Origin of the sequence: Enterococcus crotali (assembly GCF_000633635.1) — a bacterium.
GTDB classification, from domain to species: Bacteria; Bacillota; Bacilli; order Lactobacillales; family Enterococcaceae; genus Enterococcus_L; species Enterococcus_L crotali.
The window spans coordinates 80,677-106,071 of sequence record NZ_AYPQ01000001.1 but is presented as its reverse complement, the minus strand read 5'-3'; the positions used below and the strand labels follow the sequence as shown (position 1 = coordinate 106,071).

Annotated in this window: 22 protein-coding genes and 1 pseudogene; 11 read left to right on the top strand and 12 right to left on the bottom strand. The window is 36.5% G+C overall.

The window, feature by feature from the left end:
• Positions 1-14 precede the first annotated feature (14 nt).
• The 6 genes from V192_RS0100505 (at position 15) to V192_RS0100475 (ending at position 6,569) form a co-directional block, all read left to right on the top strand.
• Complete coding sequence (locus V192_RS0100505; protein WP_025868458.1) at positions 15-650, top strand: GntR family transcriptional regulator; 636 nt, start codon at positions 15-17, stop codon at positions 648-650.
• Between the two features lie 148 nt (positions 651-798).
• Positions 799-1,506, top strand: coding sequence for a helix-turn-helix domain-containing protein (locus V192_RS20775; protein WP_025868457.1), 708 nt, complete (start codon positions 799-801; stop codon positions 1,504-1,506).
• Positions 1,507-1,659: 153 nt separating this feature from the next.
• Positions 1,660-2,163 carry a GyrI-like domain-containing protein gene (locus tag V192_RS0100495; protein WP_025868456.1) on the top strand — a complete coding sequence of 168 codons (504 nt, stop codon included), beginning with the start codon at positions 1,660-1,662 and terminating at the stop codon, positions 2,161-2,163.
• Between the two features lie 638 nt (positions 2,164-2,801).
• On the top strand, positions 2,802-3,992 hold the full coding sequence (locus V192_RS0100485; protein ID WP_025868455.1) for a quaternary amine ABC transporter ATP-binding protein: 1,191 nt from the start codon (positions 2,802-2,804) through the stop codon (positions 3,990-3,992).
• Positions 3,985-5,700 (top strand): ABC transporter permease/substrate binding protein, encoded by a 1,716-nt coding sequence (locus tag V192_RS0100480; protein ID WP_025868454.1) that lies wholly within the window; start codon positions 3,985-3,987, stop codon positions 5,698-5,700. Before V192_RS0100485 ends, V192_RS0100480 begins: the two co-directional genes overlap by 8 nt.
• Before the next feature lie 272 nt (positions 5,701-5,972).
• Positions 5,973-6,569 carry a YcxB family protein gene (locus V192_RS0100475; RefSeq protein WP_025868453.1) on the top strand — a complete coding sequence of 199 codons (597 nt, stop codon included), beginning with the start codon at positions 5,973-5,975 and terminating at the stop codon, positions 6,567-6,569.
• Positions 6,570-6,891: 322 nt separating this feature from the next.
• Here V192_RS0100475 and V192_RS18870 read toward each other — a convergent pair whose 3' ends face one another.
• The 8 genes from V192_RS18870 to V192_RS0100425 form a co-directional block, all read right to left on the bottom strand.
• On the bottom strand, positions 6,892-8,202 hold the full coding sequence (locus V192_RS18870; protein ID WP_025868452.1) for a glucosaminidase domain-containing protein: 1,311 nt from the start codon (positions 8,200-8,202) through the stop codon (positions 6,892-6,894).
• 629 nt (positions 8,203-8,831) lie between these two features.
• On the bottom strand, positions 8,832-9,392 hold the full coding sequence (locus tag V192_RS0100460; protein ID WP_025868451.1) for a GNAT family N-acetyltransferase: 561 nt from the start codon (positions 9,390-9,392) through the stop codon (positions 8,832-8,834).
• A 383-nt stretch (positions 9,393-9,775) separates the two neighbouring features.
• Positions 9,776-10,849: an ABC transporter substrate-binding protein gene (locus V192_RS0100450; protein WP_025868450.1), complete on the bottom strand. Its 1,074-nt coding sequence runs from the start codon at positions 10,847-10,849 to the stop codon at positions 9,776-9,778.
• A complete protein-coding gene (locus tag V192_RS0100445) occupies positions 10,846-11,682 on the bottom strand; it encodes an ABC transporter permease (RefSeq protein WP_025868449.1) in 837 nt (278 codons plus the stop codon). Before V192_RS0100445 ends, V192_RS0100450 begins: the two co-directional genes overlap by 4 nt.
• Positions 11,679-12,488, bottom strand: a complete 810-nt coding sequence (locus tag V192_RS0100440) for an ABC transporter permease (protein ID WP_025868448.1) — start codon at positions 12,486-12,488, stop codon at positions 11,679-11,681. Before V192_RS0100440 ends, V192_RS0100445 begins: the two co-directional genes overlap by 4 nt.
• Before the next feature lie 11 nt (positions 12,489-12,499).
• The gene (locus V192_RS0100435) at positions 12,500-13,585 is read right to left on the bottom strand and encodes an ABC transporter ATP-binding protein (RefSeq protein ID WP_025868447.1); all 1,086 of its coding nucleotides are present in this window, start codon (positions 13,583-13,585) and stop codon (positions 12,500-12,502) included.
• A 137-nt stretch (positions 13,586-13,722) separates the two neighbouring features.
• Positions 13,723-14,265, bottom strand: coding sequence for a helix-turn-helix domain-containing protein (locus tag V192_RS0100430; protein ID WP_025868446.1), 543 nt, complete (start codon positions 14,263-14,265; stop codon positions 13,723-13,725).
• Between the two features lie 202 nt (positions 14,266-14,467).
• Positions 14,468-14,986: an FUSC family protein gene (locus V192_RS0100425; RefSeq protein ID WP_025868445.1), complete on the bottom strand. Its 519-nt coding sequence runs from the start codon at positions 14,984-14,986 to the stop codon at positions 14,468-14,470.
• Positions 14,987-15,184: 198 nt separating this feature from the next.
• Here V192_RS0100425 and V192_RS0100420 point away from each other — a divergent pair, with 198 nt between their 5' ends.
• From V192_RS0100420 to V192_RS0100405, 4 genes and pseudogenes are all read left to right on the top strand, one after another.
• Complete coding sequence (locus V192_RS0100420) at positions 15,185-16,177, top strand: oxidoreductase (protein WP_025868444.1); 993 nt, start codon at positions 15,185-15,187, stop codon at positions 16,175-16,177.
• A gap of 15 nt (positions 16,178-16,192) precedes the next feature.
• Positions 16,193-16,959 (top strand): annotated as a pseudogene (gene coaB / locus V192_RS18865) (phosphopantothenate--cysteine ligase).
• 2 nt (positions 16,960-16,961) lie between these two features.
• Positions 16,962-17,504, top strand: a complete 543-nt coding sequence (gene coaC / locus V192_RS0100410; RefSeq protein WP_025868443.1) for a phosphopantothenoylcysteine decarboxylase — start codon at positions 16,962-16,964, stop codon at positions 17,502-17,504.
• A gap of 17 nt (positions 17,505-17,521) precedes the next feature.
• On the top strand, positions 17,522-18,166 hold the full coding sequence (locus V192_RS0100405) for an ECF transporter S component (RefSeq protein ID WP_025868442.1): 645 nt from the start codon (positions 17,522-17,524) through the stop codon (positions 18,164-18,166).
• 72 nt (positions 18,167-18,238) lie between these two features.
• Here V192_RS0100405 and V192_RS0100400 read toward each other — a convergent pair whose 3' ends face one another.
• Both V192_RS0100400 and V192_RS0100395 read right to left on the bottom strand, forming a co-directional pair.
• Positions 18,239-19,444, bottom strand: coding sequence for an aminoacyltransferase (locus tag V192_RS0100400; RefSeq protein WP_025868441.1), 1,206 nt, complete (start codon positions 19,442-19,444; stop codon positions 18,239-18,241).
• 187 nt (positions 19,445-19,631) lie between these two features.
• On the bottom strand, positions 19,632-20,138 hold the full coding sequence (locus V192_RS0100395; protein ID WP_025868440.1) for a QueT transporter family protein: 507 nt from the start codon (positions 20,136-20,138) through the stop codon (positions 19,632-19,634).
• A 235-nt stretch (positions 20,139-20,373) separates the two neighbouring features.
• On the opposite strand from V192_RS0100395, the gene V192_RS0100390 reads away from it, so the two are divergent.
• Complete coding sequence (locus tag V192_RS0100390) at positions 20,374-21,333, top strand: diacylglycerol/lipid kinase family protein (protein WP_025868439.1); 960 nt, start codon at positions 20,374-20,376, stop codon at positions 21,331-21,333.
• A 183-nt stretch (positions 21,334-21,516) separates the two neighbouring features.
• On the opposite strand, the gene V192_RS0100385 is transcribed toward V192_RS0100390, so the two are convergent.
• Both V192_RS0100385 and recD2 read right to left on the bottom strand, forming a co-directional pair.
• Positions 21,517-22,632, bottom strand: coding sequence for a PLP-dependent transferase (locus tag V192_RS0100385; protein WP_025868438.1), 1,116 nt, complete (start codon positions 22,630-22,632; stop codon positions 21,517-21,519).
• A 179-nt stretch (positions 22,633-22,811) separates the two neighbouring features.
• Positions 22,812-25,388 carry an SF1B family DNA helicase RecD2 gene (gene recD2, locus V192_RS0100380; RefSeq protein ID WP_025868437.1) on the bottom strand — a complete coding sequence of 859 codons (2,577 nt, stop codon included), beginning with the start codon at positions 25,386-25,388 and terminating at the stop codon, positions 22,812-22,814.
• Between the last annotated feature and the right edge of the window lie 7 nt (positions 25,389-25,395).

Sequence of the window (25,395 nt, the reverse complement as noted above, 5' to 3'; positions counted from 1 at the left end):
AAAGGCGGTCAAACATGACTTCAAAACGTATGAATGTGACGAAACCAAAGTATCAGCAGATTGCAGTGGATGTAGCAGCAAAAATCGTTGACCAGACATTTCAAGTTGGCGATAAAATTCATGCACGTTCTACTCTTGCAAACAAATACAGCGTTTCTCCCGAAACAGCTCGTAAGGCAATCAGCGTGTTGGTTGATTTAGAGATCGTTCAAGCAAAACACGGCAGCGGTTTTTATGTTCATTCGATGGAGAAAGCCAAACTCTTCGTCGATCAATACCAGGATGTCCAATCTATTCATGATTTAAAAGATGATCTGATTGATAGTGTAAAAAAACAAAAAGAAGAATTAAGTCATTTCTCTGAAATTCTAGATAAGCTTGTCGATCAGACTAAACGCTTTGATTCGTTCAATCCGTTAAATCCAGTAACCTTTACCTTAACAACTGATGCCTCACACCTTGAAATGACCATCAGTGAACTAAATTTATGGCAAAGTACTTCTGCTACCTTGATTGCAATCAGACATGGTGATGAATTGCTTGTCTCCCCTGGTCCGTATGCAAAACTGACTGCTGGCGATACGATTTATTTTGTTGGTCACGAATCAACCTTGCAACGAGTTCAGAATTTTTTCTATCCGAACTCATAAATTTGTTAAAAATCTTTTAGTTCTATATAAACGGGCAAAATTGTCCGTTTTTTTCTATCTTAAACGTGAATAATGACAATTCCTGCACAAGAATTGTCGCTATTTCCATTCAACCTTTTGCTATTATTTTTTATGTGGAGGAATAAAGATGAACTTTTCAAATTCAATGGAAAAAGTACTGAACTATATTGAAAATAATCTGAAAAAAACAATCGAATTACAAGAGCTAGCTGCATTTATGCATTGTTCTGCTAATGATTTTCAACGACTATTCTCATTGATTTTTGGAATCTCACTCAAACAATATATCCGTAAACGTAGAATATCCGAGGCAGGTACAGAGCTGCAAAGTAGTTCCAAAACGATCCTTTCTCTTGCTTTAGACTATCAATATGAATCATCTACTTCTTTTACGAGAGCTTTTAAATCAATGCATGGAGTAACGCCTTCAAAAGCTCGTAAAGAAAAATGTCAGTTAATTTTGTATCCTAAAATCAGATTCAATATGTCAGTTACTCAAAATAGAACACTGCATTATCAGATTGTGTCTAAAGGTTCATTTAAGCTTATCGGACAAAAAATGAGCGTCACACTTGATCAGATACCTAAAGTTTCTCAAGTTATGATTCAAAAGTTGAAATCAGAATTTTCAAATGCAGTCACTACTCCCTTAGAAATCTATCACGGATGTCGCACTGTTTATTCAACTACTTTTAACTTTTTCGTGGCCTCGAAAGCATCTGAACAGTATCAATTACCAAAAAACAGTAACTTTAAAGAGTTTATCATTCCCAGTGCAAACTGGGCGATTTTTTCTTTTGAAGTAGATGAATTGAGTCAAGTTCGTTATGTATAGGAACAATTACTCACTACTCACTCTTCACTTGATTTTTTACCCTCTGGTTTGCCAGAACTTGAACGCTTCACACAAAAAAGTAATAGCACGAAATTCATTGGAGAAATTCACATTTCACTACACATAATCTAATCTTTTAGGAGGAAATTCAATATGGATATAACTTTTACAACACTACCACCCAAAAAAATAATTGGTCTATCAATCACTACATCTTTAGAAAAAGATTCTGAAGTAACTAGCCAGCTTTGGCAAGATTTTATGAGTAAAAGAGCGACAATCCAAAACCAATTAAATCAAAACAGCTTATCAATAAAAATAACGGATGCCCACTTTTCTTTTCAGGATTCAAAAAGTACCTATCAAAAATGGGCTGCTGTAGAAGTAACTGATTTTTACACCATAGAAAAACCATTAGTTTCGACTATCTTAACTGGCGGTCATTACGCTGTATTTACATTTACAGGACCTGCGCAGAATTTTCCACCCATATTTTTCAAGGTTATTAGTGAAACCTTACCTCAATCAGGTTACCAAATAGATTTATCTAGAGAACAATTTGAAGTTTTAGATGAAAATTATCATCCTTATGATTTAAATGCTCAAGAAGAGGTCTGGATTCCTGTCTCAAAAATAGCAACAACTACCACCAATTAACCTCTTCATAAAAACCGTTACCGTTCTTCTTATTAGAGAATGTTTGTAACGGTTTTACGCATGCTCTGCGCTTTATTTAATCCTTCTTTTACTAATCTAATCAATTTTATTCATCTTCCTATATAAGTTGTATATTTGACAAAGTGACTACACGATGTTAACCTAGAATGGTCACTTTTTTACAGAAAAGAAAATGATTTTCTTTACATGTGAATAAGTTTTAGCTCTGTAGCTGATAAAAATAGCATTTGTTGCTGTTTAGTTTTGTATGCTAACTCTAATAGAAAAAGATAAAATCCGATTGTGGCAGAAAACACCACCCTCTGATTTTCCTATTTTCTTGTCGAGACTGAACGAGCTCGTTTTGCTTTTAGTGTTATCTAGCTTCGCAGGCTAACTCCTCGGAAAAAAGATAAAATCCGATTGTGGCAAAAAACGCCACCCTCTGATTTTCCTATTTTCCTGTCGAGACTGAACGAGCTCGTTTTGCTTTTAGTGTTATCTAGCTTCGCAGGCTAACTCCTCGGAAAAAAGATAAAATCCGATTGTGGCAAAAAAACGCCACCCTCTGATTTTTCTATTTTTCAGTCGGAGTTGGACGAGCCTGCTCAGCTTTTAAAATAAGGAGGAATTTTGTTTTGCCCAAAGTAAAAGTTTCGCATTTAACAAAAATATTCGGTAAAAGATCAAAGCAAGCACTGGATATGATCAAGGAAAACAAAGATAAAACCGAAATCTTGAAAAAGACTGGTGCTACAGTCGGCGTTTATGATGTCAATTTCGAGGTTGAAGAAGGAGAAATTTTCGTAATCATGGGACTTTCTGGTAGTGGTAAATCTACTTTGATTCGTCTTTTGAATCGTTTGATCGAACCCACTTCTGGAAATATTTTTATCGATAATCAAGACATCTCAAAATTGGATAAAGAAGGCCTTAGAGAAGTTCGTCGGAATAAGATGAGCATGGTCTTTCAAAATTTTGGTCTCTTCCCACACCGTACAATTTTAGAAAATACGGAGTATGGTTTAGAGGTTCGTGGTGTTCCTAAAGAAGAACGAACAACAAAAGCCGAACAAGCGTTAGAAAACTCAAGTCTGTTGGCTTTTAAAGATCAGTTTCCTAATCAGTTGTCTGGTGGGATGCAACAACGTGTGGGCTTAGCTAGAGCTTTAGCTAATGATCCAGAAATTCTATTGATGGACGAAGCCTTCTCAGCTCTTGATCCATTGATTCGTCGGGAAATGCAAGATGAATTAGTTGATTTACAAGAAAATGTGAAAAAGACGATCATCTTTATCACCCATGATTTAAATGAAGCTTTACGTATTGGTGATCGCATCGCTTTGATGAAAGATGGACAAATCATGCAAATCGGGACTGGTGAAGAAATTCTAACCAATCCAGCCAACGATTATGTACGTACCTTCGTTGAAGATGTGGACCGTTCTAAAGTCTTAACAGCGCAAAACATCATGGTTCCAGCACTAACAACGAATATCGAAATCGATGGTCCAACAGTTGCTTTGACGCGGATGCGCCAAGAAGAAGTTAGTATGCTTTTAGCTGTTGATAAAAAACGTCAGCTAAAAGGTGTCGTTCGAGCTGAGCGAGCTCTTGAAGCACGTAAAGCTGGTAAACCGTTAACTGATTATGTGGATACAGATATTACTTCTATCGATAAAGATATGCTCGTCAACGATATTTTCCCGATCATCTATGATTCACCTACACCGGTTGCCGTAACGGACAACAATAAATTGCTTGGTGTCGTTATTCGAGGCAGCGTTCTTGAAGCACTAGCAGAAACAGAGGTGAGCATTAATGAATAATTATCAATTACCAGTAGCAGATTGGGTAGAAACAATCACAGAATGGATGACAAATACCTTTTCAGGTGTGTTCAGTTTCTTCCAAACAACGGGTCAAAGTTTAATGGATGGAATTACTTCTCTGTTAGTTGCGATTCCGCCTGTACTATTTATTATTATTTTAACAGCCATTGCATTCTTTATTTCAAATAAGAAAATTGGTTTAAGTCTGTTTACATTGATTGGGTTACTTTTCATTTATAATCAAAATCTTTGGACAGATCTGATGAGTACCGTGACTTTAGTTTTACTTTCTAGTGTGGTTTCCATCGTGATCGGTGTGCCACTTGGGATTTTAATGGCAAAAAGTAATAAAGCACAAAGTATTATTACGCCTATCTTAGATTTCATGCAGACGATGCCTGGGTTCGTTTATTTGATTCCTGCTGTTGCATTTTTCGGAATCGGGATGGTTCCAGGGGTGTTTGCCTCAGTGATCTTTGCTTTACCTCCGACTGTTCGTTTTACCAATCTTGGGATTCGACAAGTACCGAAAGAACTCGTTGAAGCTTCCGATTCATTTGGTAGTACTGGATGGCAAAAATTATTCAAACTTGAATTACCTTTAGCTAAAAATACGATCATGGCAGGCGTCAATCAAACAACTATGCTTGCACTTTCTATGGTAGTTATCGCATCAATGATCGGAGCTCCTGGTCTTGGTCGCGGCGTTCTTTCTGCCTTACAACGTGCTCAAGTGGGAAATGGCTTTGTTAATGGGGTTGCGTTAGTTATCCTAGCCATTATCATCGATCGTTTTACGCAAAATTTAAATAAGAAAAAAACTACTCCAAGTAAATCAAAATTATCTAAAAAACAAAAGATCGGTGGAACTGTGATTGCCGTTGTAGCAATCATCGCATTGATTGGCGGCTCAACACTTTTCTCTTCTGCTAAAAATGAAGAAAAAAACATCTCTCTTTCATATGTAGAGTGGGATACAGAAGTTGCTTCAACACATGTCGTCGGAGAAGTATTAAAAGATGCTGGTTACAATGTCTCACTAACACCGTTGGATAATGCCATTATGTGGGAATCGATTTCAAAAGGTGAAACCGATGCAATGGTTGCTGCATGGCTTCCTGGTACTCACGGCGAGCAATACAAACAATACAAAGACAAAGTGGATGATTTAGGTGAAAACTTAAAAGGTGCCAAACTTGGCATCGTCGTTCCACAATATATGGATGTCAATTCAATTGAAGAGTTGAAAGATCAAGCAGGTAAAAAAATCACTGGAATCGAACCAGGTGCCGGTGTCGTAGCTGCTGCTGAGAAAACACAAAAAGCATATAGCAATTTATCTGACTGGTCAGTCGAAACCTCTTCTTCTGGTGCTATGACTGTCGCTCTTGGACAAGCCATCAAAAACAAAGAAGAGATCGTAATCACTGGTTGGTCTCCTCATTGGATGTTCGCGAAATACGATCTTAAATATTTAGAAGATCCAAAAGGCACAATGGGTAGTGAAGAATCCATTCACACGATGGCTAAAAAGGGATTAGAAAAAGAAAATCCTGAAGCTTATAATATCTTGAAAAACTTCCATTGGACGAAAGAAGATATGGAATCTGTTATGTTAGAAATCAATAATGGAACAGATCCTACACAAGCAGCAAGAGATTGGATCGATAGCCACTCAAAAGAAGTTGCTGAGTGGAAAAAATAGTAAAAACTTAGTTTGGGACAGAAGGGATTGCTTCTGTTTCTACCGTTTATTCAAATGTTAAGTGACTGAGGCGTAACTTTAAAAGTTACGCCTCAGTCATATTTTTTACGCATTTAGTGCAAAAAATAAAATTGGTTAACCTTTTATTTCAAAGAGTCAACGTTTTTTATGTATATTTGCTTCATTTTGCACTATTTACATGAAAACAAATTATTTCTATTTCTTTATTTCTAAGCGAGTAAAAGCTATAATTTGAAGCAGGAGGCGATAAAATGGTGTTAAGATTCAAACAGACTTTGACTCAAGAAAATTGGTTAGAGTTTAATAGAATTTATATGAAAGAAAAAAATAAACGTAGACGGCAGCTTCTTTTAAGCATCTCCATCATAAGTTTCTTTATGTTCTTCTACTCTATCTACAAAATTTGGAATTTCTTCCAAAAAGATTCATTCTCTCTGTTATCCGTTAGCTTTGCAGAAATCATTCATTATTGTCCAATTGATTTTTATAGCGCACTTCTTTTTTTCATTGTAGGTATTGAATTATTGCTGATCTACTATAAAGGAATTGATTTTAGGATAAAACGAATGTTGAAAAATCCTTCAAATCGTTCTTTTTTTACTGAAAAAGAGTTTATTATAACCAACGAAAAGATCGAAGTAATCACGTCGCTATCAGTTTCAACTTATGAATGGCCAATATTTATAAATTGCATCGAAACAGACAATGATCTTGCTTTACTATTGAATTCAACATCTATTTTATTGATTTCAAAGAAAAAATTAAGTCAAGAGCAACTATCTCAATTAAAACAATTAATCACTGAGAAAATGGCCGATTCATATGAATATTTAAATTCGTTTGTTTAATCGTGGCAAGCACTCCTTTTATTATTTTGTAAAACACTTGCATATTACCAGCAATTGTCCTTACTTATCATAAAAAAATAACCACCGCTGGGTAGGCGGTGGCAAGGAGTTCTTTTTACTTGAGGAGTAAAAATGAAAAAGTGTTTTGTTTGGGTTTGTTATTGGGTATGAGTTAATAATAACGGGAAGATTTGAAGAAACTATGCCTAAATCATTTAGGTTTTCTATAGAATCATTAAGAAAGAGTAAATAGACCTTAAATAAAAAAAGTCAATGACATTGTTGAACGGCTAGGTTCAACAGTATCATTGACTTATCTTTTTTATTTAGGAGTTACATATGCTAAAGTATTCGCTGTATCTTTATCGATTACTCTAAATGAAACCATACCTAAACCAGCAACATTCATTTCTGAAATTAGAATAGACCCATCATCATAAACATGTTCAACAAACGCTACATGTCCATACGTTCCATCCGCTCCAGCAACGGTTGGTTGGAAGCTGACAGCTGTTCCTGCTTTTGGCTTACTTGTTACTTCATAGCCATTGGCTTTACCTGTTGTGCCCCAGTCCATTCCATTACCCATCGTTGTTTCAACATAACCATCTAGTTGAACGATACGATTATAAACATATTGCGTACAGTTTCCTGCTGCATACGCTTCTGAACCAGAATAAGTTTCTCCAGAATAGTCTTTGAAATCACTATCAGGGTGGCTATCAGAAACAATGATTCCACTTGTTGATGTAGAAGGTTTTTCCTTATCATATTCTGTTAAATCATATTCTTCGATAAATGCATTCAGTTTTTGGTCATAGCTAGTATCCGTTGCATATACGCCTGTTAAAGCTTTTGTCGCTTCGCGATAGCTAACAGCATTTTCTTTCCAAGTACCTGAATAGATCGCTTTGTTTGAATCAATACCTTCTTTCATCAACTTAGCGTAATCCTCAAATGATTCTTTGTAGCCAGGGTATTTTTTAAAAGCAGCATCAATCGTGTACCAATTGCCTGAACCGTCATCTTCTTGTGTAGAGAAGACAACCTTCTCGCCTTTATACTCACCCTTGATTCCAAATAGATTATGATAGGGTTGTTGGCTTAAATCACTATTACCCGAGCCGGTCTCTAAAATCGCTTGGGCAATCATAACAGACGCATATAAATCATTTTTTTGACCTACAGCACGCGCTTTTTCACCAATTCGGCGAATAAATGTTTCTGTTGGTTCATTTTTTACAACCTTGATATTTTGATCCAATTGCGCTTCAGTAGGTGCGTGATCGCTCGTTGGCTGAACAGGCTGTTCTGGTGCTGTTTCATCAACTGGCGCACTTGGCTGTGGCGCTACTGGCACTTCCTCATGACTATTTGCAGGAGGTTGTGGTTCTTCTGAAGATCCTGTACTGGTATCGGTTGTTTCTGTTGTACCAGTTTCTACTTCAGAAGAGGATGAATCTGTCGTTGTTGGCGTCTCTTCAGTCGACGAATTTTCAGTTGATTCTGTTGGCGTTTCTTCGACAACCTCTGAATCCGACTGAGTTAATTCGTCTGCATAACTAATTACTGGTACAAAATTAACACCAAGTAGCACGCAAATCATCTGGAGTGATAAAAGTTTTCGCTTCATTCATTTTAATTCCTCTCACACGTAATTAAAGACTCTAATACTGGATTTTTAGAATCTTTCACTCATTTTTCAGGCTGATCCCCTTTTACTTTTGGATCTTAAGCATTAAGGCAACCTTGTCATCATTTTTAAAACACTGACTTTCATCAATTCCAATCAGTAAAGCATCCTGAGCATAGGAGTACCATGAATCCCTTATTGACTCTGGATTTCTTTTGAGTTTTCTCCATATATCCACCTGCCTCATATCTCTAAAAATCACATTTAACCTTCTATAAGTTGAACTTATTTTACCATACGTAGCAGCTAAAATCTTCTACTTAACTCAAAAAGTAATAAACTTTCCTCAAAAATTCATTATTTGGGCACAAAGTTGACAATTTATGGTGACTATAGAGGAAAACTCTTATTTATACAGTAAATCCTACTTACTAAAATTAAACATTGGGTATTCTTGATTTAAAGAGCCAGCATTTCGATTTTTCAGTTCTTAAAAAAGCTCAGTAAACCTCTTTAATAAAATCAATATCATAGGTTATTCCTTCTTGCCTCACTTCTTTTGTCAGTTTTTTTAATAGCGAGGTTTCCAGCTTGATTTTCTCTTTTTCAATGATACCTTAAGCTACTAACTATTGATTATTAAGAAAGTCTCTTTTCAACAAGTAATAGTGATTCATATCTCTAAGTTTATCATACATGAGTCTTTCTTCTTTTTGGGTTCCTACAAGGGTGAAGCCATTTTTTAACGCTACTTTATTACTTGGTACATTTTCAATATCAGCTACGATAGTTAATCGATTTAGTTCTAAACTTTCAAAAGCATATTCACATAATTTTTTGACTACTTTAGAGGTAATTCCTTGATTTTTATATTTTGAATGAATCCAATAGCCAATCTCTGCTTGCCGGTTAGTTAAATTTATTCCATGAAAATCGGCGCATCCAATTAGTTTATCGTCTACTGCTATAAAAAATAAAGCATCTGTTTGCTTAGAAATACCTTCCAATTTCATCTTGAAATAGTCTTCTTGATTTGTATAATCAATAGTTCCATCTACGAAATCCAAAAATTGTCGTAGATGTTTTCTGTCGGAATCGATTAACTCGAATAACTCTTTTGCCATTCTTATTTCAGGATAAACAAGACATAGATTATCCTCAATCTGCATCTTAAAATAATTTTTACTCATAGTAATCCTCCTTGTCATGAATATATTTAATATTGTAGCAAAAATTTGAATAAAAAAGAAAGTCTATAGACAAATTTAAGATATATAAAATAAGGTAATACAATGTTGTACTTAATTAGCCGATTCTAGCAGTTTGAGAATTAAACTGAAAGACACATTAAAGTCTATTCTCTTTTATCTCTTCTCCACTATACAGTTTTTCAAATTCAATTCCTTCACCCACTACTCAAGTGTATTGTTCTATATAAATAAACGCTTCATTTAAACAAAAAAAAGCGACAATTTCGTCGCTTTTGATAGAATTTTGGAAAACTAACAGTAAAAACACTAGCTTATTCTCCTGAATATTTGTTGACTTATGGTGTTTTTACTAGGTACTCCAATCACTTACGATACATCTTAAACTCTAAAAACAAATCATTATAAATCCCCAAATATTTCGCCCCTAAATCTTCATAAACTTCTAAATGCTTAATCACTTCATCACTTGGATAAAACTGTTCGTCACTAGAAATTTCCTTAGGTAATAACTTTTTGGCTACTTTATTTGGTGTCGAATACCCTATATACTCTGCATTTTGAGCAGCATTTTCAGGTCGTAACATAAAATTGATAAATTCGTAAGAGCCTTTGATATTTTTCGCAGTCTTAGGAATCACAATATTATCAAACCATAGATTCGATCCTTCTGATGGAATCACATAATGTAGGTGCTCATTGTTATCCAGCATCTCAGAGGCTTCACCAGAAAATGTAACAGCTACCGCACTCTCTTCGTTGATCATATACATTTTTATTTCGTCAGCAACGATTGCTTTGACATTTGTAGTAAGCTTGTTTAGCTTATCCGTTGCTTCACGTAGTTCTTGATTGTTTTTACTGTTTAAAGAATAACCTAAGCTATTCAGTGAAAGGCCCATTACTTCACGAGCCCCATCGATCAACATCACATTATCTTTTAATTCGGGTTTCCATAAATCATCCCAATGCTGAATTTGACCTTCCTCAACAAATTTATCATTGTAAATGATCCCTAATGTTCCCCAAAAATAAGGAACCGAATAGTTATTTTGCGGATCAAAATCAAGATTCAAAAATCGTTCATCAATATTTTCCAGACCTTTTAATTTAGAGTGATCGATTGGTAATAGCATTTTTTCTTTCATCATTTTTTGGATCATATATTCAGACGGAATCGTAATATCATAGGCCGTTCCACCTTGCTGAATTTTAGTGAACATCGCTTCATTTGAGTCAAAGGTTTCATAATTGACCTTATAGCCTGATTCTTTTTCAAATTTACGTAATAAATCAGGATCGATATAATCACCCCAATTGTAAATCGTCAAGGTATCAGCACCAGCCATTCCGCTAGCTTTTTCTAATTGATGAACCCCGAAAAATAAAATCAGAATGATCGCTAAAATACCAATAAGCAAAGATTGTAGTTTTTTCATTTAAGATTCGCCACCTCACTTTGTTCACGACGCAATTTTTTCATCCGTTTCGACGTATTATCTTGGCTGATAAAATAGTAGCCGATGACTAAAATCATAGAAAAAATAAAGACTAGGGCACTTAAAGCATTGATTTCTAAACTGATTCCTTGTCTAGCTCTGGAATAGATTTCAACTGAAAGTGTTGAGAATCCATTACCTGTCACGAAAAAGGTGACAGCAAAATCATCTAGCGAGTATGTGAATGCCATGAAATAGCCTGCGATAATGCCTGGTGATAAAAACGGCAAGATAATATTTTTGATCACTTGTACATTATTAGCTCCAAGATCACGAGCTGCATCTACCATTGAGTCATTCATTTCCTGCAATTTCGGTAGTACCATCAACACAACGATCGGAATACTAAAGGCAATATGAGACAATAACACACTAGTAAATCCTAAGCTAATAAAACCGACCGCTGTAAAAAATATCAAAAAGCTAGCACCGATAATAACATCTGGAGAGACAAGCAAAATATTGTTAAAACTCATTAAAGTGGTCCTAGTTTTTCTACGTCTAGTATAATAGATTCCCATTGCACCAAATGTTCCGATGATCGTAGCTAGCAAAGCCGACAAAAAAGCTAACAAAAACGTATTCAACACGATGATCAATAGGCGCGTATCTTCAAAGACTGCTGTATAATTTGCAAGAGTGAAGCCCGTAAATTTATTCATTGTATCTGTATCATTGAACGAGTAGAAAATCAGATAAAAAATCGGCGCATACAATAAAGCAAAAACGATGATCAGATATACATAAGACCATTTAAATTTTTTCTTTGTCATTTCACCCGCCCCTTTTTCTTCTTCTCACCTGTCAATAGCATCACGATAAACATCGCAACGATCAAAATCACACCGATCGTTGAACCCATGCCCCAATTTTGTGTTACCATAAAATGCTCTTCGATGGCAGTTCCAAGTGTAATCACTCGATTTCCACCAATCAAACGAGTCAACATGAATAATGATAGTGATGGAATAAAGACCGCTTGAACACCACTTTTCACGCCATTCAGTGATAGTGGAAAAATCACACGCTGAAACGTTTCAACACTATTAGCACCAAGATCACGACTAGCACTGATCAAAGAAGGATTTAGTTCCTCTAAAGCGTTAAAAATCGGCAAAATCATAAAAGGAATTTCAATATATGTTGCGACAAATAAAAAACTAAAATCCGTAAATAAAATTTGATGTGGACCGATTCCAAGAAAACTTAAAAACTGATTTACATTGCCATGTATACTAAAAATTCCGATAAAGGCATAAGCTTTCAGTAAGAGATTCACCCATGTCGGTAAAATCACCAACATCAACCATAATTGCTTATGCTTTAACTTTGTTAGAAAGTAGGCTGTCGGATAACTGATCAAAAACGTAAACAACGTGATCAAAAACGCATACCAAACCGAATTCAACGTCATGCTCAAATAAGTGCCAGAAGTAAAGTATGTTTGGTAGTTGTCTAAAGTAAACTGTCCGTTCATATCAAAAAATGACTGATAAACAATCATCAAAACTGGCGCAATCACAAACAATAACAGCCACATCATATAAGGAATCGAATAAATCCGACGCATTGTTTTCATTATTATTCCTCCTATTCCTCGTAGCTTTCTAAACGAGCATCAAAGTCCTCTTCTGACTCATTGAAACGCATAACATGAATATCCTCTGGTTCAAAAAATAGACCAACTTTAGCACCTTCTGTTGCTTTTCTAGTTGAATGAACCATCCACTCATTGTGATCCTCATCATGACAGATGATTTCATAGTGCACGCCGCGGAATAATTGTGTATCCACCGTAACAACTAATTTCCCTTTATCCGCTGTTGTGATCGTCAAATCTTCAGGACGCAACATGATTTCAACAGGTTCTGCCTGACGCATCCCGCCATCCACACATTCAAAACGTTTTCCAACAAATTCAACTAAATTATCTTCGATCATCGTGCCATTGACAATGTTACTTTCACCCACAAAATCAGCCACAAAATGATTGATTGGTTCATCATAAATATCTACAGGCGTCCCACTTTGCACGATGTGTCCTTTGTTCATAACAAAAATTTCATCACTCATCGCTAAAGCCTCTTCTTGATCATGTGTGACAAAAATAAATGTAATGCCTAAACGTTGCTGCAATTCACGTAATTCATACTGCATATCTGTTCGCAACTTCAAATCCAATGCAGATAAAGGCTCGTCTAACAGCAATACTTTTGGTTCATTGACGATTGCTCGAGCAATTGCTACACGTTGACGCTGACCACCAGACATCTCACTGATTTCTCGCGTTTCATAGCCCGGTAACTGAACCATCCGCAAAGCATCTTTGACTTTTTTTTCAATTTCTTTCTTTTGAATTTTTTTGATTTTCAACCCAAATGCTACATTATCAAACACATTCATATGAGGAAACAACGCATAATCTTGAAACACAGTATTCACTTGACGTTTATTGGCCGGAATATCATTGATTCGCTGTCCATCAAAGTAAATATCCCCTTCTGTCGCATCTGCAAATCCCGCTAAAATGCGCAAAATCGTTGTTTTTCCACATCCTGAAGGACCCAGCAATGTATAAAACTTTCCTTGCTCAATTTCAAAACTAACATTCTTTAGTACTTTTTCATCTTCATATTGTTTCACAACGTTCTCAAACGTAATAATATTTTTCTTCACCCACTGATACCTCCTCTATTAAAATTGTACTGAGCTTATTCGGCTCTGTTTGAAGAATAGGAAAATATAACTAACGTACTTTTTAACTCATTTATAATTTATCTTTTTTCCAAAGAGCTAGCTCAGAACACCAACCATTATAAATATGACTCTGTCGCTACGATCAGCACTCGACTTTTTCCTTTTGAATGATTGATCAGCTGATGACGTTCTGTCGCTTGGTAATACATTGCTTCTCCTTTTTTGGCAGAGTAAGTCATTTCACCTAATATCAATGAGACAGATCCATCGATCACAAAGATGAACGTTTCAGATAGTGAGGGCTCAAAAGTCTTATACTGACCATTTTTATCAAAGGTCAAAACAATCGGTTCCATTTCCTTTTCATTTGATTCAGGAATCAACCATTTTAATTCATAGCCATTCTCTTCATCATAATAAAGTGTACTATCTTCATCTTTATAAACAATTTTTTGCTCTGATGTTCCCTCACTAAAAAATTGTTCTGGTGTAATACCCAACACTTCTAAAATATTAAAAAATGTTTCCATTGAAGGGGAGCTCAAATCGCGCTCCAACTGAGAAATATACCCTTTTGTTAAATCAGTTCGCTCGCCTAATTCTTCTTGTGTTAAGTTCTTTTGTACACGTAAATTCCGCAACTTCTCACCAATTTCCATCTGACCACCCCATTTCAATCTATAAAAAACATATAAAAGTTTGCTCATACTAAACTAGAAGTTTAATTTTACCTTTTCTAGTATACAAATTTTTCAAAAAATAGCAACAAATTTTAGCAATAAAATTTATTTTTTTTAGTTACATCTCATACTTTTATACTAGCACTGATCGACGTATTTTAACAAAATAAAAAAGCGTCTATTATTCAGACACTTCTTCACTTTCTACAGGGGGCACGATTCTTTTTTTACCAATTTTTAACGGAATAAAATAATTTACTAATAAAGCAATGCCCATTCCAATAAAGCTATCTACAACTCTGGCAAATGCATAACCATAAGAACGATTGGCAGGAATCATAAAGACAATCGTCAACAAAGTTGCACACGCACCAACTGTTCCTTCGTGGTAACCTAACCCTGCCAATAATGCAATCATCAGGGTTATAATCACAGGAATAAAAATCAATTGTACCAATTCTGTTCTACCCAACAAATTGAAAACAGCAATCACAACAACCGACATCAAGGCTCCCATCACGTTTCCAATGATACGATGCTTCCCATATCTCACTGTATTTTCCATATCTTCCCTCAATGTAAAAACTGTTGTGATTGCCGCAACTACATACGTTTCTCGTTTTAATAAAATACTAACTAAAATACAAAAAAAGACACTCAACCCTGTTTTAAATGTTCGCATTCCAATTTTAAATTTCAACAAACTAGATTCCTTTCACCGTTTAATAAACATATGACTAATTATTATTTCTTATTGTCCAATAAAAAACATCATCTTCTATTTTAACTTATTTTTCTTCTATTATGAAGAGATGTTCAAGAAGAATTTGGTAAAGATAAAAAGAGAATATGTTATGATAGTAACGATAAAACTAATTAAATTTAAAGGAGACTATTTATGAAAGAGTTTTCGGGTTTTCAGGTAAAAAAAGTGGATGAATCAGTCACTACATCTATAGAGAAGCTAAGCCTAGATGAGTTGTCTAAAGGAGACGTTCTAATTGAAATTGCCTACTCTTCGATAAACTATAAAGATTCATTGGCTATAAAGCAAAACGGTGGTGTCATTCGTGACTATCCAATGATCCCTGGTATCGATTTAAGTGGAACGGTGATTGCCAGTGAAGATCCACGTTTTAAAGAAGGCCAGCACGTTTTAGTAACTGGTTACGGATTAGGTGTTTCTCATACAGGTGGTTTTGCTGAGTTCGCTCGTGTGCCAGGAGACTGGATCGTACCATTGCCTAATGCCCTAAGTCTTCGAGATGCAATGGTTTTCGGTACTGCAGGTTTCACTGCCGCTTTATCTGTTCAAGCGCTTGAAAATCATGGTTTATCCCAAAATAAAGCAGCTACTATTTTAATTACAGGAGCCTCTGGCGGTGTTGGAAGTTTAGCGATTGCTATGCTGAAACAACTAGGATATCAAAATATTACAGCCTTGAGCCGCAAAAAATCAGCGGTTGATTCATTGAAAAAAATTGGCGCAACCAATGTTGTATTACTAGACGAATTTCTGCCTGAAAAAATTAAACCTTTAGCTAAACAAACAATTGATTTTGTTATCGATACTGTTGGTGGAGACGTAACTTCTGCCCTTTTATCACAATTGAGTTATGGCGGCAGCATCGCAATTTGTGGAAATGCAGCAGGAATTCAATTAAACACCACAGTCTTGCCTTTCATTTTAAGAGGGACAAACCTTTTAGGAATTGATTCAGTCAATGTCCCGATGAAGCAACGTGTCGCTATTTGGCAACGTTTAGCAACAGACTTGAATGTAAGCCGTCATGAGCTGACCAATGAAATCGACTTAATAGATCTATCGAATAGCTTAGAGCAATTACAATCTGGTACGCATATTGGTCGGACTATCGTTAAAATGAAATAAAGGAGTGATTTATAAATGAATATCTTAATCACAGCTGGAGGAACTTCCGAGAAAATCGATAATGTTCGTTCAATCACCAATCATTCAACTGGACGTTTAGGAAAAGCAATTGCCGAAATGTTCCTAGCTCAAGGGCATCAAGTAACCTATGTGACTACGCCCCAAGCTGTTCATCCAACGAATAATTTACATTTAGCACTCATTGAAATCGAGACAACAAAAGACTTGGAATCAGCTTTACTTACTTTGTTTAAGCAACAAACATTTGATAGCATTATTCACAGCATGCTGTCAGTGATTTTACAACAGAAACTACCTTATCAGAAGATCTTTTTATCGAGAAACTTGCTGCTAAATTAACAACAGAGGGAGATTTAGCTGATTTAACTAATTTAACTGAAACACTTTACCACAGCTTGGATGAGATTGGCCAAACAGTTCAGCAATCAAAAAAAATACCTTCTGGAACAGATCGTCTCTTGCTTTTTTTGAAGAAAAACCCTAAAATAATTGCAATGCTTCGAGAACAACAACCAAAAGCTATCCTTGTTGGTTTTAAGCTTTTAGTTGGTGTTTCTACAGAAGAATTGATTCGTGTTGGTCGCTCGATCCTAGCTAAAAATGATTGTGATTTCATTTTAGCAAATGATCTTGAAGAAATACACGAGGATCAACATAAAGGAATTTTGATTGATACAAAAGGACACACAGAAACAGCTCAAACTAAGAGTAAAATCGCTCAACTAATTGTTACTAAGGTTGAAGAAAAATGGAGGAACTAATGATGAAATCAATATTGTTAGGTATTTCTGGTAGTATTTCCGCTTATAAAGCAGCAGATATCACAAGTCAACTTACAAAACTTGGTTATAATGTTGACGTTATTATGACGACTAACAGCACTAAATTTATCACGCCTTTAACCTTGCAGTCTTTATCAAAAAATCCAGTGCACACAAATGTTATGGAAGAAATCGCACCTGACAAAATCAATCATATCGAATTAGCTAAAAAGGCTGATCTTTTCCTAATTGCACCTGCATCTGCTAATATTTTGGCAAAACTAGCCAATGGTATCGCGGATGATATGCTTTCTACGGTTGCCTTAGCATTAAAAGAAGATGTACCAAAACTCATTGCCCCTGCGATGAATACCTATATGTATCAAAATCCAATCACTCAGCGTAATTTGGCAACCTTGAAAGAAGTTGGGTATCATGAAATCGAACCACGGGAAGCACTACTGGCTTGTGGTGATTTTGGTCGAGGCGCTCTTGCTACAGTCGAGGAGATCGTTGCTAAAACAAATGAAGTTTTGGCGAAATAATTTTTGAGGAGTCATTTATGAAAAATACAAAAACGTTCACATTAACGGCCATGTTCTTAGCAATCCTGATTCTATTATCTGCTGTTCCATTTTTAGGATTTATTCCAATCGGGCCAATCAATGCCACAACGATGCATATTCCTGTAATTATTGCTTCGATTGTCTTAGGTCCTAGAATCGGCGCTTTTTTAGGCGGCGTCTTTGGTATTATCAGTATGATCCGCAGCACAGTGGTTCTGTCCCCGTTATCTTTTGTTTTTTCACCTTTTATCCCGGTGATTGGAACAAATCAAGGGAGTTGGAAAGCAATCGTCGTTGCGCTGCTTCCAAGAATTCTGATCGGCATCGTGCCATATTTTGCCTTTATAGGTCTAAAAAAGCTAACGAAAAATAAGCCTACATCGCAAACAACCAGTTTGTTTATTGCAGGTTTTCTAGGTTCAGCCACAAATACGATTTTAGTAATGAATCTGATTTATTTTCTATTTAAGGATTCCTATGCGCAAAGTATCGGTGCCAATGGTGCAGCAGTTTATACAGCAATCTTGACTGTTATCTTTACTAGTGGAATTGTTGAAGCACTTGTTGCGGCAATTGCCACAGTCGGAGTCACTTCAGTATTGCTGCGTTTAGTGAAAAACAATGCTACGCAAAAACTCTAAAGAGCCTAAATAAAAGTAGTTTGTTCCGAGCACTTCAACTTCTCGGAACGAACTACTTTTTCTTGATCTTTTTTATTTTTTTTGTTTCTTCAATTTATAAGCGTACTCACTTGCTTTGAAAAGTAAGCCGTTAACAGGTAAATCAAATTCACCAATAAATTCATTTACGGTTGGGTTAAAGTTAGCTTTAAACTTGATCAGCCCATCACTCAAGCTACCTTCCAAACCACCCATGTTACAAGATGTACAGCTGCGCTCAAAGCATTCGCTGATTGCATCAAACCAAGTTAGATACGCTGGCATATATCGTTTATAACGGTCGTCCATCCCAGCGTAAAGAATTTCACTAGTCGAACCAAAAGTGATTGCCAAGGCCCCAGCAACTACAGCAATATCACCAGAATGGGCAATATTTTCTTCAAGTTCTGTCATCTCACGTGTTAGAGAAAAATCGAGTTCTTCAAGATTGTGACGCTTTTTCACTTGGTTTTCTTTTAAATTTGCTAGGTCTTCTTTATTTTTATCAAAGCGTTGTTTTGTTTCTTCAAAGCGCTCCTTTAAATTCACTTGCGCCAACATGATAAACGAATTTTCAGGGTAAATGGTTAATAATTTTTCAAAATAATCGCTATTTCTAAGCGAGATATTTTGGCGTTCCGTTGTTAATTCGATAACTTTAGCAAAGTCTTTTACTAATTCAGTATGCCCCATTTTAACAGTGACGCCTTTTTTCTGTGCTTGTTTCATCATTTTCTTCGTACTTTTTGATAATTGCTCTTCACTGAAATCTTCTTTATAAATATTTGCCTGAAATCGCGGTTGGATCGTGGCATCCATCGCCATCGTCAAGCCTTGGTGCTTCGCGCCACTTGCAATAATATTTTCAATGATTGATTGAGCTTTAGGATCGATTATTTGTTCTTCCCCTAAATGAAAATCTTTATAATGAACCGTTGGATCCATCTTGACAAATAAGGCTCTTTTTTTCTTACCAAATTGCTTCAACTCTTTTAAAAAGAAGTTTACAAGCTCTGAATTCGTATAATCCATGATTGGTCCTCTTGGTGTATACAACATTGTAAATTTCATTGGCAATGGTCTAATCAGTACTAAGCTAGATGCAACTAAGTGTCCATCTTCATAAACACCAACAATTTCTGAGCCCCAATTGTCCTTCACTTTAGCCCAGTCCGATGATTGCAACAAATTACATAAGGGATGGTTTTCCACAAATTTATCGTGTTCTTTGGCATCAATGCCAATTTTAAATTCAAACATTCTAAAAAAACTCCTCTACATTTTAGCTTCTGTATTACCATATCATAATTTATTGAAGAGGAACAGTAAAGTTTTTCATGAAAATAGTGAGAAAACTTTAAGAGACTGAATCAAAACAACTACAGTCTTGTTTCAGTCTCTAATCTTCGTATGTTTTATTGATAGACTTATTGAAATTTTTTAATGGTCAAAGTCGCTTTTCAAAGTGAACGGATTTATTGATCCAGTACATGATTGGTGCAGCTACTGCCATTGTTGCAAACTCGCTAAGTGCTAATGTTGCATAATTACCCCAAAAAGCGGCTCCGCCATTTGGTGCAAGCATGTAGGCAATGATACACATCGTTGCAGTGAAAAATACCGTATTCAATGCTAAACGAGCCATGACATTAGGCACTCTTTTGTGTAGTAAGGCTGTCAGTCCCAGCGAGATAAACGATTGTAATCCCCCATATAAAGCATCTATGGCCCCAAAGCCAAAGAAAAAGTTATAGACAACGACTCCTCCTAAAACGCCCCACATCAATTTCCGATTAAAGACAACTAAATGATTCAAACTTTCAGAAATCCTAAATTGGATCGGTCCTGACGAAACCGGTGCTACTAAAATTGTTAAGCCAAGATACAATGCCATCACAATACCGTTCATAGTGATCGCTTTTACATTACTGTTAGATGTAACAGTTTTTTGCATAGTTTCCCCTTCTTTCTCCGAGTTTTTTTACAAGGGATGGTTGATGAACCTTGTTAAGGAAATGAATCCTCAAAAAATGATACGTAGGCATTATATCTCATAATCAATGATTTAACAATATCGCTCTTATAAAAATTTCATTTTCAAATTCATTTCTTTGCTCTTTTTCAAGCTTCTCTCATTCTTAAATTTTCTTATCTCTGTTATAATAAGACTTTGTACAAGGAGGAAACAAATGAAGAAACATTTTTATCTTATCATCAATGAAAATGCTGGCAGCGGCACGGGGCGAAAAGCCGCGGAAAAGATCATCAAGCAGCTGCAGACAGCCACTATTGATTATACGACTTTTTATACAGATTATGCTGGTCACGAAACAGAAATCGTGCAAAATTTAGCTCAAGATATTTTGATTCCTTGGTCTTCTGATCTGGAAATAGAATCTTTCCCGCTTTTAGTTGTTTTAGGTGGAGATGGTACGCTGCATAGTGTGCTTAACGCCTTGTTGCCATTTGACTCACAAATACCGATTGGCTACATTCCTTGTGGCTCCGGAAATGATTTCGCCCGTGGTTCGGGAATCGCTAGACAGCCGGAAAAAGCCTTTTTCCAGTTGTTGAAAGCTGAAGCACCTCAGGAAATTCAAGTCATCACCTATACCGAATCTATTCAAGAAGAAACAGGTCTTGCAGTCAATAATGTTGGTATCGGATTAGATGCCGCAATTGTTAACGCCGCCAACACATCGGCCTCAAAAAATGCACTAAATAAATTTAATATGGGTTCCTTGTCTTATATTTTTTCGATTTTGAAGGTATTATTCACCCAAAAGGGATTTCCGATCCTAGTTGAAGTCAATGGAAAAAAGATTGAATTTAGTCGAGCTTTCTTATGCACCGTGACCAAACATCCTTATTTTGGCGGTGGTGTTCCAATTGCTCCTGTTGCTGATCCACGCAAGCCTGTCCTTGATTTTGTTTTGGTAGAACGGGTCAATATGTTTAAGATTTTTTGGCTGATTTTATTATTGATTCAAAAAAGACAGATGAATTCAAAATATTTTCACCATATTCAATCTAGTAAACTACGCATCGTTTCAACAGTTCCTCAATATATCCATGCAGATGGTGAAATTTTAGGAAAAAGAAGTACAGATTTCACGTTTGGAACATCAGGTAGATACTTCTGGTTCTAAATAAAAAGTAAGAGAGAAGAGCCCAAGACAAAACTAAAAATCAGTTTTGTCTTGGGCTCTAAAGCTGAGTAAAGGATGGGAGCAGAAGAAGGTACAACGCTTCGATCACGTTACATTCTAAGTGCTAAGTTTTAAAGGCTTCGGAACTAAATACTTCCGTCCCAACCTCACCACCCTTACTTTTTATCCTACTGTTTCAAAGGCTTGCCTTAAATCGTTGATTAAGTCCTCACTAGACTCAATTCCTGTTGAAATCCTTAGTAGATCCGGCGTTAATCCGTATGACTCTCTTAATTCTTGCGGAATGTCCGCATGTGTTTGCGTTGTTGGATAAGTGATCAAACTCTCTACCCCACCCAAACTTTCTGCAAAAGTGAAAATCGTTAAATTTCGTAAAAAATCTTTGATCCATTCTTGATTGCTGATTTTAAAACTCAACATCCCACCTCGTCCTGGATAGAACACTTCTTTGACCTTATCACAGGTTTCCAAATAGGCGGCAACTTCCTGAGCATTTTTCTCATGTCTTTCCATCCGTAACGCTAAAGTTTTCATTCCTCTGATCAATAACCAGCTGTCAAATGGGGACAAAACTGCTCCTGTAGTGTTCAAGCTAAAAGCTAGCTGCTCTCCCAGTTCTTTCGAACGCGTGATCACAGCGCCTGCCAATAAATCATTATGCCCACCTAAATATTTAGTCGCACTATGCACAACAATGTCTGCTCCTAGATCTAATGGTCGCTGAATCAAGGGTGTATAAAATGTATTATCAACAATCAGCTGTGCATTTGATTGTTTGGCTAAAAGGGCAATTTTTTCTATGGAAACCTCACTCATCAATGGATTAGTGGGCGTTTCGACAAATACAGCTGCCGTTTGGTTTGTAATCGCCTTTTCAAATCCAGCCTCATCATCAACATAGAGAAACTGATACATCCCTTGTTGTTCCAGCTCTTTAAAATAGCGATAACTCCCGCCATATAAATCCCTAGAAGCCACGATTTGGCTGCCTACAGGAAATTGACTGAATACTAATTGAACTGCACTCATTCCTGAACTAGTCGCTAACCCGACCGCACCATTTTCTAAGACAGCCAATGCTGATTCAACCACTTCTCTTGTTGGATTTTTAGTTCTAGTATAATCATAGCCCGTCGACTCTCCTAGGGTTGGGTGTTCATACGTCGTTGAAAAATAGATTGGCGTATTGATCGACCCAGTCACTGGATTTTGATGATTACCTATTTGCGCCAAAAATGTGTCTGTTTGAATCATTCCCGATTTTGTTTGTTTTTCCATTACCTTCCCTCATTTCTACCAAAATAGTCCACTTCATTTATGATGCAACACAATTACGTGTTCTTTCAATTATATACATCGACTGATTCTTAAAGCAAGTAATAGTTCTGTCTATATCATAAAGGGTTAAAGCTTGAGAATAAGGGTTGGAAAAATTATTTTGCACCACTCGTTTGTTATTACATAAAATCAGCTGGTGTTGTCTGCCCCATTCCGATCATCGGATCGATCGTTTGGGCACTAACTAAACTTGGTGTCAGTAAACGATCGACCTCTGCTTCTATTTGTTCACTCGTTTCTTGAACAGGTGCACTAAACAACGAAATTTCTTCTGTTTTAGGGTTAGTTCTTATCGGCACTATTGCTTCTTCGACTACAGGAGTCTCTTCTTTAACCGTTTCATATGTCCCTGATTTCATTTCTGTTGTATCTGAAAATGGGTCCTCTTTATTCAACCCTTCTTCATAGGCTTCAAGTTGCATTCTCGTAGTTAAAGACATGTCATCAGCACTTGTGATTCGTTCTTTCAGCATCGTCAAGCGACTAGCTGATTCATGGGCAACGCAAGTATTGAACGCTTGAACTTCCCCCAATAAGATAAGAATATCCTTACTTCTAGTAACTGCGGTATAAAGCAAATTGCGCTGCAGCATACGATGATATTGGTGCACCATTGGCAAGATCACCATTTTAAACTCGCTACCTTGAGCTTTATGAATCGAACAACAATAGGAAAGTGTGATTTTATTCCATTCATTTCGTTTGTAGCTGACTTCATTATTATCAAACTGAATCACTAGCTCATCCACTTTATCTTCTGATTCTTTAGCTAAGATGATTCCAACGATCTCACCCATATCACCATTAAACACATTGAGTTCTGGCGTATTGACTAGATGCAGGACCTTATCTCCAATCCGATAAACAGATTCATTCCACTTTACTTCCTTTTTCGTGCCATCATTAGGATTAAAAATCTCTTGCATCATTTTATTTAAAGCATCGATCCCAGCAGCTCCCCGGTACATCGGCGCTAGTAATTGAATATCTTGTGGAGAGAAGCCTTTTGCCTTGGCTTTAGTTACGATTTGACGGACATAGGTTTCGATATGATAGACATCGCTTGGAAAAAATGAACGGTCTTTTTGATTGACCGTAAAATCTTGCGGTAGCTTCCCCTGTTTAATTTCATGAGCTAAGGGAATAATACTTGAGCCGTCTCCTTGTCGATAAATTTCCGTTAGTTCCCTTTGTGGAATTTCATTGATTTGCATCAAATCATGTAAAACCTGACCTGGCCCAACAGAGGGTAATTGATCCTTATCGCCAACGAAAATCACTTGCATATTGGTTGGAATAGCCTTAAACAAAGTATTTGCCAACCACGTATCGACCATCGACATTTCATCGACAATCAATAAGCCGCCTTCTAGTTCTTTAGCTGTCATGCTTGGATTTTTTTCTCGTCCGCTTAATCCTAAGAGGCGATGGATCGTACTTGCTGGTAGCCCTGTTGTTTCATTCATCCGCTTTGCCGCACGTCCAGTTGGCGCAGCCAATAGGATTGGGAACATTTCTTGTGTATAATCCTTTATATCCAAAGAAAGTCCATTTAATTCAGCAAAGACTGAAACTATTCCGTTGATGACCGTCGTTTTCCCAGTGCCTGGCCCACCAGTCAAAATGAATAATGGCGATTTGATTGCTTCTTCAATTGCCGCTTGCTGGGAATCGCCATATAGAATTCCTAATCGTTTCTCAACGCCGCGAATATTTTTTTCAATTTCTTTTTTATCGTACTTGATTTCTTTTTTTCGCGTTAGCAAACGCTGAATCGATGTACCAATTCCCCATTCTGAAAAATATAAACTATTTTCAAAAAGTTTTGTCCCTTCTTGCTGGATTTTAGCTTCTTCTACCAAATGAATGATCTGCTCTGCTACCTGATCGACGGAAATTTCCACAGGACGACTGGCTTCTAAGGTATTGATCGTTTCTTTGAGTAACATTTCTGCTTCCACATAAGTATTTCCAGAGCGAACAGAATGCTGGAAAATTTCATGCGTGATTGCAGCTCGTACACGTTTGTCTGAATCTGCGCCAATACCAAGTTGCTCTGCAATATTATCTGCCCGTTTAAATCCAATCCCTTCAATGTCTTCAACTAATTGATATGGATTTTCATGGATAATATCCAACGTTTCTTCTTTATATGTCTGATAAATTGCAAACGAGAGCTGACTCCCAAAACCATAGCGATTCAAACCAACAATCACTTGTTCCATCCCATGATTTAAGCGAATCGTGTCAATGATTGTTTGGCGTTTTTTTTCATTTAATTGTGGCACTTCTTCGAGAACATTTGGTGTTTCAATAATGCGATCGATTGCATCTTCACCTAAAATTTCGACGATTTTCTCAGCGGTTCGCTTCCCTATCCCTGGAAATTTTTCACTAGAAAGATAATTTACAACACCGCTGGCAGAAGTTGGTCGTTCCTGCTGATAGCTATCGACTTGAAATTGTTTGCCGTAACGAGGATGATCAACGAAATGTCCAAAAAAGCGATACATTTCTTCTTCCTGAATTTGACCGAAACTTCCAGTCGTTACAATTTCTTTTTCTAAATAATCCGTATTCGTATCTGTAATTTTAACTAACAAAACTTTATAAAAATTACTGGGGTTTTGAAAAAAGATTGCCTGAACTTGCCCAACCACGTATTCTTTTTCCCCATCTCCAAACAATGTATCCATCGATTTC

Coding starts and splice junctions, on each gene's coding strand:
- V192_RS0100505 (WP_025868458.1), top strand. CDS start 15: ATGACTTCAAAACGTATGAATGTGACGAAACCAAAGTATCAGCAGATT.
- V192_RS20775 (WP_025868457.1), top strand. CDS start 799: ATGAACTTTTCAAATTCAATGGAAAAAGTACTGAACTATATTGAAAAT.
- V192_RS0100495 (WP_025868456.1), top strand. CDS start 1,660: ATGGATATAACTTTTACAACACTACCACCCAAAAAAATAATTGGTCTA.
- V192_RS0100480 (WP_025868454.1), top strand. CDS start 3,985: ATGAATAATTATCAATTACCAGTAGCAGATTGGGTAGAAACAATCACA.
- V192_RS0100475 (WP_025868453.1), top strand. CDS start 5,973: ATGGTGTTAAGATTCAAACAGACTTTGACTCAAGAAAATTGGTTAGAG.
- V192_RS18870 (WP_025868452.1), bottom strand. CDS start 8,202: ATGAAGCGAAAACTTTTATCACTCCAGATGATTTGCGTGCTACTTGGT.
- V192_RS0100460 (WP_025868451.1), bottom strand. CDS start 9,392: ATGAGTAAAAATTATTTTAAGATGCAGATTGAGGATAATCTATGTCTT.
- V192_RS0100450 (WP_025868450.1), bottom strand. CDS start 10,849: ATGAAAAAACTACAATCTTTGCTTATTGGTATTTTAGCGATCATTCTG.
- V192_RS0100445 (WP_025868449.1), bottom strand. CDS start 11,682: ATGACAAAGAAAAAATTTAAATGGTCTTATGTATATCTGATCATCGTT.
- V192_RS0100440 (WP_025868448.1), bottom strand. CDS start 12,488: ATGAAAACAATGCGTCGGATTTATTCGATTCCTTATATGATGTGGCTG.
- V192_RS0100430 (WP_025868446.1), bottom strand. CDS start 14,265: ATGGAAATTGGTGAGAAGTTGCGGAATTTACGTGTACAAAAGAACTTA.
- V192_RS0100420 (WP_025868444.1), top strand. CDS start 15,185: ATGAAAGAGTTTTCGGGTTTTCAGGTAAAAAAAGTGGATGAATCAGTC.
- coaC (WP_025868443.1), top strand. CDS start 16,962: ATGAAATCAATATTGTTAGGTATTTCTGGTAGTATTTCCGCTTATAAA.
- V192_RS0100405 (WP_025868442.1), top strand. CDS start 17,522: ATGAAAAATACAAAAACGTTCACATTAACGGCCATGTTCTTAGCAATC.
- V192_RS0100400 (WP_025868441.1), bottom strand. CDS start 19,444: ATGTTTGAATTTAAAATTGGCATTGATGCCAAAGAACACGATAAATTT.
- V192_RS0100395 (WP_025868440.1), bottom strand. CDS start 20,138: ATGCAAAAAACTGTTACATCTAACAGTAATGTAAAAGCGATCACTATG.
- V192_RS0100390 (WP_025868439.1), top strand. CDS start 20,374: ATGAAGAAACATTTTTATCTTATCATCAATGAAAATGCTGGCAGCGGC.
- V192_RS0100385 (WP_025868438.1), bottom strand. CDS start 22,632: ATGGAAAAACAAACAAAATCGGGAATGATTCAAACAGACACATTTTTG.
- recD2 (WP_025868437.1), bottom strand. CDS start 25,388: ATGGATACATTGTTTGGAGATGGGGAAAAAGAATACGTGGTTGGGCAA.